Consider the following 12,376-nt stretch of genomic DNA (forward strand, 5'->3'; position numbering starts at 1 on the left):
CGGAAATACCTCATGACTGTATTACGCCCCGAATATGTCTGGTATGGCGACGACTTCACCGGAGCCAGCGATACCTTGGCGACCTTAAGCCAGAGCGGAGTACGTGCCATCCTGCTCTTGCAAGCCCCCAGCCCCCATCACCTGAAAAGGCTGCAAGGACTGGAAGCCATAGGGCTGGCGGGGGCGACCCGCTCGCTGGATTGCGAGCAAATCCGCAACAGCTTGAAGGGCGTCACCCCTTTTCTGGCCTCCATGCAGCCCAAGCTATTGCATTACAAGATTTGCTCAACCTTCGATAGCAGTCCTGAAATCGGCAATATTGCGATTGCTTTGGAGTGCTTGCGCCCGCTGGCTCAGGTCGCTGTCAGCCCTGTACTGGGGGGACAAATCAATCTGGGACGCTACTGCGTTTTTGCCACCCTGTTCGCGCAGGCTGGACAAGACGGACAGGTCTACCGGATTGATCGACACCCTACGATGGGATCACACCCTGTCACGCCCATGCACGAAGCAGATTTACTGCTTCATCTGCAAGCACAGGGGTTAAAAAACGTGTTCTCTCTGCCGTGGACCGAATATCAGAAGACGGACTACGAAGCGAACAAGCAAAGCAAACAATGGCAAGAGCAAGCTGCAGAACACGGGCATCAGCATCCTCTGCTGGACATTGCTTGTGAGGCCGATATTGCACAGGCTGGTGCGCTGCTTAAAGTGCTCAGCCAAAACGGAACCGTGTTAACTGCCGGCTCCAGCAGCGTGGCACAAGCTTATTTAAGCCAACGGCCTGATACTTTCGCCCAACCCGTTACGGGACTACACGCCAGTACACAGCCGGTGCTGATTCTGGTGGGAAGTCAGTCGCCCATCACTGCACAGCAGGTCGCCCGTTGCCAGCAAGCAGACATCTTTGAGCTTGACCCGTACGAACTGCATCACAGCCCAAGCTATGTCACCAAGCTGCACGCAACGGTCATTAACAATGTGCGCAAAGGACGTCATACCTTGCTGCAAACAAAGCCTGCAAACCAGGGCCCAAGCCGCCCCACCCTGCCTACACAACTCGTGGCAGAAGACAGCGCGCAGTTTTTACGTCATCTGGTCAAACAGTTGCGATTAGAGCACCGTTTGTCACGCCTCTGTATCGCGGGCGGCGACACGTCCAGCTTGAGCACCCAGGCATTGGGTATTTGGGGCCTGAGCTATCTGGACTTAGTCAGCCCAGGCGTAGCCGCCTGCATCTGCCATGGGGACGATGAGATTGATGGGCTGGAGCTGGTGCTTAAAGGTGGGCAAATGGGGCCAGCGGATTTCTTCGATCGGGTGATTGAAGGCACATCGTACTGAGACGGATCGCAACAGCGTATACAGCCCCCGTCAGATCGGTATACCCGACCTTTCTCATCCTCAAAAAGGCGGCTCCCCCAGTTTTTTGGACACACAAAACAAAAAGCCGACCATCTTGCGATGATCGGCTTTTTGAGGAATTTGTGGTGCCCAGGAGAGGACTCGAACCTCCACACCCGAAGGCACATGGACCTGAACCATGCGCGTCTACCAATTCCGCCACCTGGGCTCTGACTGCTGGATTTGTTTTTCAACTCGTCTCTTCAAGACAGAAGAGAACTATAACATGATTTTGAAAGAGTGCAAACTATTTCTGCTTTTTTTCATGCCTGACAGAAATAAGCGCAGCCCTTGCACTTCATAAGAATCGCTTTTATGCTTATTGCTATATCAAGAGTTGGGGCAACCCATGCCAACCTGTGTACCCGCACAAGGTGGATTCAAGATATGGCCATCTGGCAATCAATGGGATCATCAAGACACGAACCCGCTGCCAGCGGGTTTTTTTATGCTTGGTCGTTTCCAGGCAAAGGGTCCTTTAATCCAACTTGCTCACCCGGAAGCCCCTTCCAAGAGCTAAACAGGAGTGTTTCATGTCTGCACCGTTTTGCTACCACCTGACTTTAGAGCAGCACCACTACCGCATTGTCCTGCACCCCGGTTGTTCCCGGCTGGCTGTAGTGTGCGAAGTACATGCTGACAAGGTCGGAGATTACGAGCCGCGCTGGCTGGGTTCCAGTTGTCGCGGTGGCTACTGGGCCCGCTTCCAGCACGATATTGACAGCACCTTGTTGCTGAACATGGATGCCATTGCCCGCCTGATTGACGAACACCGTCTGGCTCATCCCAATACGGTGCTGGATACAGATTTACAGCCCGTGTTGAACGTGGGCGGACGCTTGCGCGCCCAGCCCTACCCTCAGCAAAAAGCCGCTTAGTCCAGACGTGGGGCATCCTCGCCCTGATCGCCTTGACGCCAGTAGCTGCTGGCCCGAATCGCGCCTTTATCCAGGCCGCGTTCTTGCACCCAGTACTCACGCAAGCTTTGAGCGATGGAATATTCTGCGGCGACCCAGACATAGCCGGTGCCGCTCAACTCGGGTGCGGCACGCAATGCGTCCAGAATGCCATTCAAACCGGCCAGCGAAGGAATCCAGTTCACCGTGACATGGTCCGGTGCCTCCATCGCACCGACTGTCAGCAGATTACGTGCCAATACGTAAACCTGCACCTTCACATTGGAAGGCAGTTCTTTCACTCGTCGCGCCATGGCAGGCACAGCGGTTTCGTCGCCAATCAGGATTTGCCAATCCAGGTCCTTGCTGACCAGGAAGGAGCCACGCGGGCCGGCCACACCCAGCTTGTCGCCCTCTTTAGCTTGCATGGCCCATTGGCATGCAGGGCCTTCACCGTGGACCACAAAATCAATATCCATCTCCTTTTCCTGCTCGCGGAACTCGCGAGGAGTGTAGTCGCGGATAGGTGGCTTTTCCTGACCGGCGGCAAAGACCATGCCACGCTCGCCCATTTGAGGCAGTCGCAATTCTTTAGTGACAGGGTCCGGGAAAATCAGTTTGACGTGGTCATCAAAACCAGGAGTATAAAAACCTTCCAGATCCGAGCCTTCCAGGGTGATGCGCACCATATCAGGCCCCAGTTCGCGCCGCTTTTTTACGGTCAGCAAACGCAACTTCAAGGTATGAGCAACTTTCTGCGTTAATTGTTCAGACTGCATTCTTAAGACTCCTTGGGCAAGTTCCGTATGTCAGCGATGGCTTTTTCCAAAATGGCCACCACCTCTGCCTGTCGTTCCAGACTGGCTGTCGATTGTTCAAACATGGCCTGCTTCAGGCTGTGGCGTACCTGGACAAACTCCGGTAACCAACCTGTTTGTTCCTGCGCGGCCTTCAAATCCTCGTCGCTATTGTGTTCGGCCAGCATCTGCCGTATCCACACCAGCTTGCGCCCGCGATAGGTCAGGGACTGCATCAGGTAATCGCACTTTTCTTTTTGCTCTTCCAGATACGTGTGCCCTTCCTTGGTCAGGCTGTACATCTTGCGACGGCCTTCTTCTTCAATCAGCACCCAGCCTTGCGTGGCGCAATACGCCAGGGCGGGATAGACCGCACCAGCGCTGGGAACATAGCTGTTCTGGCTAAGCTGCGCGAAACGGCGTATCAACTGATACCCGTGAGTACTGCCCTCTTTGAGCAGAGCCATCAGCATGAGCTGCATGGCCCGAGCAGAGTATTTTCGGCCTTGGCCCATATCCAGCAGCATCCGCTCGACATCCATCGTGTTGAATTTCATGTCCATACTCTTATGCTATATCACATGACACACTATAATGATAATGAGAATGCCAATCAACTAGAAATTGAAATTAAATTTATTGAGTGAAAAATGCTTGCTTTCCCAAGGAAACTCACTCTATAATTGAATGCTTGAGACGGGCAGCAGCCTTGATCAAAAGCCCAGGTGGCGGAATTGGTAGACGCGCATGGTTCAGGTCCATGTGCCTTCGGGTGTGGAGGTTCGAGTCCTCTCCTGGGCACCACAAATTCCTCAAAAAGCCGGTCATCGCAAGATGACCGGCTTTTTGTTTTTTCTGTCTGAAAGCAAGCAGCTTGAACCCCTGTTTGAAGACGAGGAAGTCAGATACGTAGATCCAATCAGTGTTGATATGACCGGGGCTCTCTTCCAGCGGTACGACCTTCCGAAAAATCAAACTCCTTTTGGACTGAAGGCAGACGTATTCAAAACACCGCCCTGACTTACCGAAGAACAATCAGCCATAAAAAAAGCCGAAACAACATGAGCACTGTTTCGGCTTTTTTGATTCTGGCGGTCTTACAGCAAGCTATTTCGCTGCCCCGCCCTCTTTACCATCACTCCAAGGCGCGATGACGACGCTGCCAGAAAGGCTGCGCCGCGTAGCGTTGCTCCATGCCATACAGAGCATGTTGCGAATTCAGGTGACGCACCAAACCCAACAAATAGTCCTTTTCGTAAGCACGCGCCGGCTCGGGATTGCCTTTTGTCAGAGCTACAGCAGCCTGTGCCGATTGTGATCCGCTCCACAGGGCCGTTGCCAGGCCATTGGCGGCCAGGGGGTCCATGGCCGCGCCTGCATCACCGGCACGCAAGATGCGGCCTTCTACGAAGTAAGACACGGTGCAGCTAGCGGCAGCGCTGACTTTAGGAGCGTGATCAGCCATCTGACTATCCAAACCCAGGCTTTCCATGCGCACTCGTGCCGCATCGGCACAGCCCAGCAAACCGGCCCAGACCGAACCATCTCGACTCAAACCATCGGGCAAAAGATCCGAGTCCGAAAACAAGGCCACCATCAGGCGATGACCCGGCATGGGGGACAAGTACCACCACCCCAACTCGACGGCTTCTACCAGGGAAGCAGCCAAGGGTTCTGCCCCTTCAGGCAGGTCAAAGACGTGCCAGGCAGCGACCAGTCTATCCAGACGATGACGCTGGGCGGCCGCTCCGGCGGACAAGGCGGCACGACCAGTACAGTCGATTAAAGCAGCAGCTTCCAGGCTGGTACCGTCTGCCAGCCTGGCAATAACACCTTCAGGCTGATGTTCCAGACCCAAGACACGCGTCTGGCGAATACTGACCTTCGCTTCTTTTTGTACACGCTCAAGCAGCACCTGTTCCAGACGGGCCTTGTCCAGCAGGTAGCCCTGCCCGTCTTCATCCTGCACGGTGCGCAGTCCTGCGCTACCCCATACCGAAAAACGCCCTTGTGAACGCAAGGCTACCGTCTCATCCAGACAGCCTGCCCAGCCCAGGCTGGTCAAGACCACGGCCCCGCGTTCGGACAAGGTCTCACCAAACGAGGGCTGGGGCTCCTGAGGAGCCACCAGCGTTACTTCCTGACCTTGCATACTCAGGCGACGCGCCGCCGCTAAGCCCGCCACACCGGCGCCAACAACAATAATCATGCCTTCATCCTCAGGTTCCCGTCTGCTTTGTCAGCGGGACAATGTCCATGGAACCGCGTTGTACTTCCACATACAGCTCGGGCGGAACTCCCGCCAGCCCGACTGGCCCCGGACGTTTTACCACGACTCCCATACGAGTCCAAACTTTTGCTGTGGCAGCGCGGACAAGGCCTGCACAGCCTGTTTAATTGTGGAAAAAACGAATCATGTTTTACAAAATGCGCGGCAAGGAAAACAGCATGACCCAGCCTCCCAGGACCAGATACGGACCAAAGTGAATGGCCTGCCCGGCTTGCAAACGCCCACCAAGGCGCAAGACCAGAGCCGCCAGCAAGCCCAATACCGATGCCGCCAGAAGAATTCCCGGCAAGGCGGTGGCCCCCAGCCACGCTCCCAACGCGGCCAGTAATTTGAAGTCGCCATAGCCCATGCCCGCACGCCCGGTCAGCAACAAGAACACATGGTTTAACAACCACAGCAAGCTGTAGCCCAATGCCGCGCCAATCACCGCCAAGGGCAAGCTGCTAAAGGTGTGATCCAGATTGACCAGCAAGCCCAGCCACAGCAAGGGCAAGGTGAGACGATCAGGTAGATAGCCCGTTTCCGCGTCAATCCAGGCCAAGAGAGCAGTACCAGCGATAAACACACAGGCCGCCACTGCTGCAGGCGTCAACTGCCAGCGCCAACCGGCCCACAACATCAGGACCAGGGCCAGACTCTGGCATACCCATCCCCATTGACGATGAGCACGCGGCGAACGCCCGTCCAACTCAGGCTCCAGCTCTACAGGCAGGCTCCAGGACAGGTGTCGGGCTGGCCAGAAAAAACAGACCGCCAAGATCAGAGCAACTCCCATCCCCGCCCAGGCATTGCCCCACGACGTCCACATCATATTGATCCTTCACCAGATTGATAAACGCGCGCTGGCACAAGCTACGCTGCCCAAATCCTAGCAGAGCCTTGCATGCTTTTGATGACGTAAGTATTTTTTGCTCCAGGTAGAGAAAGCCGGACGGTGGCATTTTTTTGTTACCCGAATGACAGACAGAGCCCCACAAGGCTAGGCATAATGCGCTTCAACCCTTTGTTTCGCTTACGGATGAATAAGGAAGCGCTATGAACCACTTTGTGCCCCACGCTGCGCGTACGCCTCGCCTGCGCTTTTTGACCGGCGCCTTGCTCCTGGTCTGGATGGGCTCGGCAGCCAGCACCGCCTGGGCCCAGCAGATCGAGTCCATTACCTTATCCAGCGCCGGTATGGCCGAGATCGAGCGACAAATCCCCGTCTCTGACACCGGTACCGCTCAGTTGCGTGTGCCTCTGACCCAGGTCGATGACATTCTGAAAACCCTGATGGCCGTCGATGGCAAGAACCGCATCGACTCCCTGACCTTGTCGGGTCTGGCCCCACTGAAAGAAAGCTTTGACAGCCTGCCCTTCTCGGCCAAAGACCTGCGCTCGCCCGCCACCCTGGCACAAGCGCTGCGCGGCCAGCAAGTCAGCGCCAGCTCGCAAGGCCGCCTGGTACGGGGTGCCGTCCTGGGGGTGCAAGCTACTGCGGCCACCAAGGAACATCCCGCCCAGGCCATCTTGAGCGTGCTGACAGAACAGGGCCAGATCCAGACCCTGGAATTGGGCCCGGACACCAGCCTGGAAGTACTGGACAAGACCTTGCAACAGCAATTGCAGCAGGCCACCGAAGTGCTGGCCGGTCAAAGCAATCAGCAGTCGCGTGATATTCAACTGGTCTTGAACAAGACCGACGCCAAGACAGCCCGCCTGTCCTACCTGATTCCTGCACCGGTATGGAAAAGCTCCTATCGCCTGATGATGCAGGACGGCAAAGCCCGCCTGCAGGCCTGGGCCATTTTTGAGAACACCAGCGGTGAGGACTGGAAAGATGTGAAGGTCACGCTAAGCTCGGGCTCGCCTGTGATGCTGCGCCAGCGTCTGCTGGAACGTTACTGGAATGAGCGCCCTGAACTGCCGGTGGCGGTAGGCAGCTCCATCGCGCCGCAAGCTGACACCCAGGCTACTGTCAGCGCAAATCACGCCCGTAAAGCAGCAGGTGAGGCCATGCGTGCTCGCATGGCTCCAGCCGCACCCGCTCCCATCATGATGGAAAGCGCCGCCTATGCGGCCGATGGCAGCATGGCCAAACAGTGGGCTTCGGGCGGCGCTGGCGCCAGCACCCAGGCACAGGAAGGTCAGACTCAAGTGCGCTTTAGCCTGCCACAAACGCTAAGCGTACCCACCGGCCAGACGGTTTCGGTGCCCTTTATCGACACATCGCTGCAGGCCGAGTCCCTCTCGGTTTACCGCAGCGGCCAAGCTGGCGACTATCCCACAGCCGCCATTTGGGTGAAGAACGAGCAGGCCAATAGCCTGCCGCCCGGCATTATTACCGTCTTTAATGAACAGGACGGTCACGTGGGTGATGCAGAGCTGGCCGGTCTGCCTGCTGGCGAGCAGCGTTTGATCTACTTTGCCCAAGACAGCAAAGTTCAAATCCGCGAAGAGCAAACGGATGAATACCGCCTGAGCAAAACCCGTGTGACTGATGGCGTTGCCCGTTCGGAATGGACGCGTTTGCAGAACTTCCGCTACGAGATCAAGGCTCCGGCCGATGAAGATCGCACGGTGCTGATCCAGTTGCCTCGTCAGGATGGCTGGACCTTCAAGTCCGACGCCCATGATAGCGACACCGCCCAGGAGCACCGCCTGAAAGTGAAAGTTGCCAAGGGCAAGACGGTCACCGTCACGGCCCAGCTGAGCCTGCAAGACCATATGGAATTGCGCCTGGAAGAAATCGACGAAAACATGCTGCTGCAGTGGCGTGGAAACGGCCAGGACAGCGCGCAACAAGCCAGGATGGACAAGCTGATCGAGCTGCGTCGTCAGCTGAGTCAGGCGCAGCAAGCGCAAAATCAGGCCGTTGAGACCCTGAACGAAACCGTGGCTGAACAGGAACGCATCCGCGCCAACCTGGCTGCCGTCAGTGCACAAAGCACCTTGGGTCAGCGTTTCAGCGAGCAACTGGCCCAGCAGGAAGACCAGATTGCCAGCCAGCGCAAAGCCGTTCAGGAACAGCGCGACGCTGTCCAGAAGGCCCGTCAGGCTTTTGAGAAAGGTCTGGCCGAACTGGCTTGATCCTGGCCTTATGCAGGTGCAGGCAGCTCGGCCTGCACCTGCTCCAGAAACGCGCGTATGGCATGGCCCTGCGCGCGTTCTTTCAAGCAATACACAAACTCGCTCAAATGAGCCGAGACATCACTGAGTGGCACACTGATAATGTCCGGATGCGCAGGCACTTCACGCAAGGGCAGCAAACTGGCCCCCATGCCGCACACCACTCCCCACCCTATCGCCTCCCGGCTCCCTATCTCCAGCAGCTGCGTCGGCTCCTGCCCCGCCTGCCGGAACACTTGATAGCATAGCTCCCGTGTCATGGACCCGGGCTCACGCATCAGAATGGGATGGCGGCACAGGTCCACAATACGCACACGCTGCCGGTTAGCCAAAGGATGATCCACTCGCAGCACGGCCACCAAGGGATCAGAAGCCAGCAGCAGACGCACCAGACGCGGATCATCAACCAGCGCCGAGGACGCAATCACATCAAGTTGATAGTCATGCAAGGCACTCAAGACCCGTTGCGAATTATCAATGCTCAAACGCATCTTCACGCCGGGATAAGCCTGATGGAAATTCCGTAATACAGCCATGATGTAATACGGCCCGGTCGCGCCCACTCGCAACATGCCACTTTTCAGATCGCGCAGATCACGCAAACTGAAATCGATCTGGGCAGCTTGCTGCATCAGTTGCTCGACTTGGGGCAAGAGGCGTTCCCCTTGCTGGCTTAAGTACACCCCCTTGCCTTGCCTATAGAACAGCTCCACGCCATAGCGGGTTTCCAGCTGTCGCAGATGCGAGGTCACGGTGGGCTGGCTGATCCCCAATTGCTGGGCAGCCTTGGTGATGGAGCCACAATGAGCCGTGGCGTGAAAGGACTTCAGTTCCAGAGCCAGCATGCTGCCGCTCTCCTCGGGGAAGAATCAAAGCCCAAATTATCCGATGCTCGTATTACAGAAATTAGTTGTACTGTCATAGTGCCGCCATATCCGACTCCCATACTGACGTTCATGACATTCATGACAAGTCGGAACCCAGGATGAGCGCCAAGCCCGCATTTTTAACCATACAAGGACTGCACAAGCAGTTCGGCTCCTTTACCGCCCTGGACCAGGTCAGCCTGGATATACAAGCCGGTGAACTGGTGTGTTTGCTGGGCCCCTCGGGCTGTGGCAAAACCACCTTGCTGCGATGCATTGCCGGGCTGCAACAAGCCGATCAAGGCATCATCGTGATGGCGGGCCGTGACATTACTCACCTGCCCCCTCAACAGCGTGATTACGGCATCCTGTTTCAGTCCTACGCCCTGTTCCCCAACCTGACCGTGGCCCAGAATATTGCCTACGGCCTGTCGCCCCGCAAGAACCTGGCCACCCAAGTGCGTCAACGCGTCTCCGAGATGCTGGATCTGGTCGGCCTGTCCGGTTCGGAAAACAAGTACCCGGCACAACTGTCGGGTGGTCAGCAGCAGCGTGTGGCCCTGGCTCGTGCACTGGCCCCCTCACCCTCCTTGCTCTTGCTGGACGAACCCATGTCGGCGCTGGATGCCCAGGTGCGCGAGCGGCTGCGTATCGAGCTGCGTGCGCTGCAAAAGCAACTGTCCATCACCACCTTGATGGTGACGCACGATCAGGAAGAAGCCATGGTCATGGCCGACCGTATCGCCGTGATGGAAAAAGGCCGGCTGGTGCAATTTGATCGCCCCCAGGCTTTGTACCGAGCCCCCTCTGATCCCTTTGTGGCGGGCTTTATCGGTGAAGCCAACTGGCTGCCCTTTACGCCCTTGCACGATTGCTCGGTGCTGGTCGAGCGCGTTCGTCTGGACTTGGGTCAGGAAGCGCCTACTGCAGCAGGACGTCTTTTCATCCGCCCTGAAAACATTCGGGTACTGGATAACAGCAGCCCGGCCACCACGACCAATACCTTTTTGGCCGACATCGTGGACGGCGTGTTTTTGGGCCGTCACTACAAGCTGATTCTGCGCCCCGAAGGCATGGACGGGCTCACTGTCCAGGCCATCGTCAACCCCGAACAAGGGGATCGCTTGCTTGACCCCTTGGCCGCACGTCGCTGCCGCATTCAGCTTCCCAGCGAGGCGCTGCATGCCCACCATTGATTCCACACCACAGCCTGGCGCGGCGTCCCTGCGCTCCACCAGCCTGTATGGCCTGCCCGTTGCTGAAACTAGCGTGAAGAACCATCCCCTGACCCGTCCCGTTTTGCCTGTCTGGATAGGCTCGGCGGCACGACGCGCCTTATTGATTGCCCTGTTTGCCCTGCTGGTCCTGTTCCTGGCCCTGCCCATGCTGTTCATCTTGCTGCGCGCCATTCAGGACGGCGACGGGCAACTGGTGGGTTTGGGTCAGTTCTGGTCGGTGATCAGCGCCCCGGGCTTCATGCCCATGGTGGGCCGCAGCATTCTGGTGGGCGTGACCACCTTGCTGATCGTGATCCCCGTTGCCTACGCGTTCGCCTTTGCCCTGCAACGCTGCTGCATACGCGGTGCCGGACTATTTCGTGCGCTGGGCCTTTTGCCCTTGCTGGCCCCATCGCTGATGCCAGGCCTGTCCCTGATCTACCTGTTTGGCAATCAAGGTTTGCTGCGTCACTGGTTGGGCGGTGAAACGATTTATGGTTTCTGGGGCATTGTGCTGGGCGAAGCCTTCTACACCTTCCCCCACGCCCTGATGATTCTCAGTACCGGTCTGGCCCTGGCCGATGCTCGTCTGTATGACGCTGCCCGCGCCATGGGTGCCAACTCCTGGCGTCGCTTCCTGACGGTAACCCTGCCCGCCAGCCGCTATGCCGTTTTTTCCGCCGCATGCCTGGTCTTTACTCTGACCGTCACCGACTTTGGTGTGCCCAAAGTGGTGGGCGGTTCCTACAACGTGCTGGCCATGGAAGCCTATAAAGCCGTGGTCGGTCAGTTGCAGTTTTCCAAAGGCGCGGCCATTGGCGTGCTGTTGCTGATTCCCGCTGTGCTGACCTTCTTTCTGGACCGTCATCTGCGTGCTCGTGCCAGCGGGCAGGCTCAAGGCTCGCTCAGCGCCTACTCGCCTCTACCACACCGTCAGCGCGACCGTTACTTCACTCTCGTTCTGGTACTGGTATCCCTGGCCATTCTGAGCATTGTGGGCATGGCGGTCTGGGCGTCCCTGATCAAGTTCTGGCCTTACAACCTGAGCCTGTCCCTGAAGTCCTACGACTTCAACAATATGGACGGTGGCGGCTGGCTGGCCTGGCGCAACAGCCTGACCATGGCCTTGTTTACCGCCATTCTGGGTTCGGCCCTGATCTTTCTGGGCGCCTGGGTGCTGGAGAAACTGCCTGCCCGTGGTCAGTCCGAAAAAGGCTTGTACGGCGTGCTGCAAATGCTGGCGCTGGCTCCCATGGCCATTCCCGGTCTGGTGCTGGGCCTGGGCTACATCTTCTTTTTCAACCACCCCAACAATCCCTTGTCCGGTCTGTACGGCTCCATGAGCTTGCTGGTCCTGTGTACGGTAATTCACCTGTACACCAGTGCCCATCTGAACTTTGTGACGGCCCTGAAAGCCATTCCTGGCGAGCTGGAAGCCGCTGCCGCCTCCCTGAAGGCTCCGCGTCTGTCCACCTTGATGGGTGTCACCGTGCCGCTGTGCCTGCCTGCCTTGCTGTCGGTGGCGCGCTACCTGTTCGTCTCGGCCATGACCACCGTGTCTGCCGTCGTGTTTCTGTACAGCCCGCAAACCGTGCTGGCCTCGGTAGCGGTCATGAATATGGACGACGCCGGCTTTATCGGCCCGGCCGCTGCCATGTGCACGGTCATCATGCTCAGCTCCGGCTTTGTCTGCGTCCTGGTTCATGTTCTGAGCCGCGCTTCCTTGCGCCGCAGCCAGGCCTGGCGCTCCCCTTCTTCTCTTTCTCCAACCTGACAGGACCGCAATGTCATCCCCAAC

At 57.4% G+C, this 12,376-nt stretch carries 10 protein-coding genes, 2 tRNA genes and 1 riboswitch; of the genes, 6 read left to right on the plus strand and 6 right to left on the minus strand.

Features of this window, described 5'->3' with window-relative positions; translation table 11 throughout:
* The first annotated feature begins 12 nt into the window (after positions 1–12).
* Positions 13–1,344, plus strand: a complete 1,332-nt coding sequence (locus ACLPGZ_RS14230; RefSeq protein ID WP_239054417.1) for a four-carbon acid sugar kinase family protein — start codon at positions 13–15, stop codon at positions 1,342–1,344.
* 144 nt (positions 1,345–1,488) lie between these two features.
* On the opposite strand, the gene ACLPGZ_RS14235 is transcribed toward ACLPGZ_RS14230, so the two are convergent.
* Positions 1,489–1,573: transfer RNA gene (locus ACLPGZ_RS14235), tRNA-Leu, on the minus strand.
* Positions 1,574–1,726: 153 nt separating this feature from the next.
* Positions 1,727–1,820: riboswitch (SAM-I-IV-variant riboswitch) on the plus strand.
* 117 nt (positions 1,821–1,937) lie between these two features.
* Here ACLPGZ_RS14235 and ACLPGZ_RS14240 point away from each other — a divergent pair.
* A complete protein-coding gene (locus ACLPGZ_RS14240; protein WP_035272353.1) occupies positions 1,938–2,282 on the plus strand; it encodes a hypothetical protein in 345 nt (114 codons plus the stop codon).
* Here ACLPGZ_RS14240 and ACLPGZ_RS14245 read toward each other — a convergent pair.
* Positions 2,279–3,079, minus strand: coding sequence for a siderophore-interacting protein (locus ACLPGZ_RS14245; protein ID WP_035272351.1), 801 nt, complete (start codon positions 3,077–3,079; stop codon positions 2,279–2,281). The genes ACLPGZ_RS14240 and ACLPGZ_RS14245 overlap by 4 nt on opposite strands.
* Before the next feature lie 2 nt (positions 3,080–3,081).
* A complete protein-coding gene (locus ACLPGZ_RS14250) occupies positions 3,082–3,654 on the minus strand; it encodes a PadR family transcriptional regulator (protein ID WP_022983141.1) in 573 nt (190 codons plus the stop codon).
* A gap of 162 nt (positions 3,655–3,816) precedes the next feature.
* Here ACLPGZ_RS14250 and ACLPGZ_RS14255 point away from each other — a divergent pair.
* Positions 3,817–3,901: transfer RNA gene (locus ACLPGZ_RS14255), tRNA-Leu, on the plus strand.
* A gap of 331 nt (positions 3,902–4,232) precedes the next feature.
* Here ACLPGZ_RS14255 and ACLPGZ_RS14260 read toward each other — a convergent pair.
* Together ACLPGZ_RS14260 and ACLPGZ_RS14265 are read right to left on the minus strand one after the other, a co-directional pair.
* Positions 4,233–5,306: an NAD(P)/FAD-dependent oxidoreductase gene (locus tag ACLPGZ_RS14260; protein ID WP_060185224.1), complete on the minus strand. Its 1,074-nt coding sequence runs from the start codon at positions 5,304–5,306 to the stop codon at positions 4,233–4,235.
* A 211-nt stretch (positions 5,307–5,517) separates the two neighbouring features.
* Entirely contained in the window at positions 5,518–6,198 is a 681-nt protein-coding gene (locus tag ACLPGZ_RS14265; protein ID WP_321387000.1) for a prepilin peptidase, read from the minus strand.
* Positions 6,199–6,422: 224 nt separating this feature from the next.
* Between ACLPGZ_RS14265 and ACLPGZ_RS14270 the strand changes: the two genes are divergently transcribed.
* Positions 6,423–8,456 (plus strand): DUF4139 domain-containing protein, encoded by a 2,034-nt coding sequence (locus ACLPGZ_RS14270; protein ID WP_239054419.1) that lies wholly within the window; start codon positions 6,423–6,425, stop codon positions 8,454–8,456.
* Positions 8,457–8,464: 8 nt separating this feature from the next.
* Here ACLPGZ_RS14270 and ACLPGZ_RS14275 read toward each other — a convergent pair whose 3' ends face one another.
* Entirely contained in the window at positions 8,465–9,340 is an 876-nt protein-coding gene (locus ACLPGZ_RS14275) for a LysR substrate-binding domain-containing protein (RefSeq protein ID WP_083053390.1), read from the minus strand.
* 140 nt (positions 9,341–9,480) lie between these two features.
* On the opposite strand from ACLPGZ_RS14275, the gene ACLPGZ_RS14280 reads away from it, so the two are divergent.
* Positions 9,481–10,557 carry a putative 2-aminoethylphosphonate ABC transporter ATP-binding protein gene (locus ACLPGZ_RS14280; protein ID WP_035272334.1) on the plus strand — a complete coding sequence of 359 codons (1,077 nt, stop codon included), beginning with the start codon at positions 9,481–9,483 and terminating at the stop codon, positions 10,555–10,557.
* Positions 10,544–12,352: a putative 2-aminoethylphosphonate ABC transporter permease subunit gene (locus tag ACLPGZ_RS14285; RefSeq protein ID WP_239054420.1), complete on the plus strand. Its 1,809-nt coding sequence runs from the start codon at positions 10,544–10,546 to the stop codon at positions 12,350–12,352. The genes ACLPGZ_RS14280 and ACLPGZ_RS14285 overlap by 14 nt, the downstream gene beginning before the upstream one ends.
* Positions 12,353–12,376: the final 24 nt, after the last annotated feature.

This window comes from Alcaligenes sp. Me129, assembly GCF_050487245.1.
Classification (GTDB): Bacteria; Pseudomonadota; Gammaproteobacteria; order Burkholderiales; family Burkholderiaceae_B; genus Alcaligenes; species Alcaligenes phenolicus.

Excerpts from the sequence above, each read along its gene's own strand:
- ACLPGZ_RS14280 (WP_035272334.1), top strand. The coding sequence starts at position 9,481 with ATGAGCGCCAAGCCCGCATTTTTAACCATACAAGGACTGCACAAGCAG.
- ACLPGZ_RS14275 (WP_083053390.1), bottom strand. The coding sequence starts at position 9,340 with ATGCTGGCTCTGGAACTGAAGTCCTTTCACGCCACGGCTCATTGTGGC.
- ACLPGZ_RS14245 (WP_035272351.1), bottom strand. The coding sequence starts at position 3,079 with ATGCAGTCTGAACAATTAACGCAGAAAGTTGCTCATACCTTGAAGTTG.
- ACLPGZ_RS14250 (WP_022983141.1), bottom strand. The coding sequence starts at position 3,654 with ATGAAATTCAACACGATGGATGTCGAGCGGATGCTGCTGGATATGGGC.
- ACLPGZ_RS14265 (WP_321387000.1), bottom strand. The coding sequence starts at position 6,198 with ATGATGTGGACGTCGTGGGGCAATGCCTGGGCGGGGATGGGAGTTGCT.
- ACLPGZ_RS14240 (WP_035272353.1), top strand. The coding sequence starts at position 1,938 with ATGTCTGCACCGTTTTGCTACCACCTGACTTTAGAGCAGCACCACTAC.
- ACLPGZ_RS14270 (WP_239054419.1), top strand. The coding sequence starts at position 6,423 with ATGAACCACTTTGTGCCCCACGCTGCGCGTACGCCTCGCCTGCGCTTT.
- ACLPGZ_RS14260 (WP_060185224.1), bottom strand. The coding sequence starts at position 5,306 with ATGATTATTGTTGTTGGCGCCGGTGTGGCGGGCTTAGCGGCGGCGCGT.
- ACLPGZ_RS14285 (WP_239054420.1), top strand. The coding sequence starts at position 10,544 with ATGCCCACCATTGATTCCACACCACAGCCTGGCGCGGCGTCCCTGCGC.
- ACLPGZ_RS14230 (WP_239054417.1), top strand. The coding sequence starts at position 13 with ATGACTGTATTACGCCCCGAATATGTCTGGTATGGCGACGACTTCACC.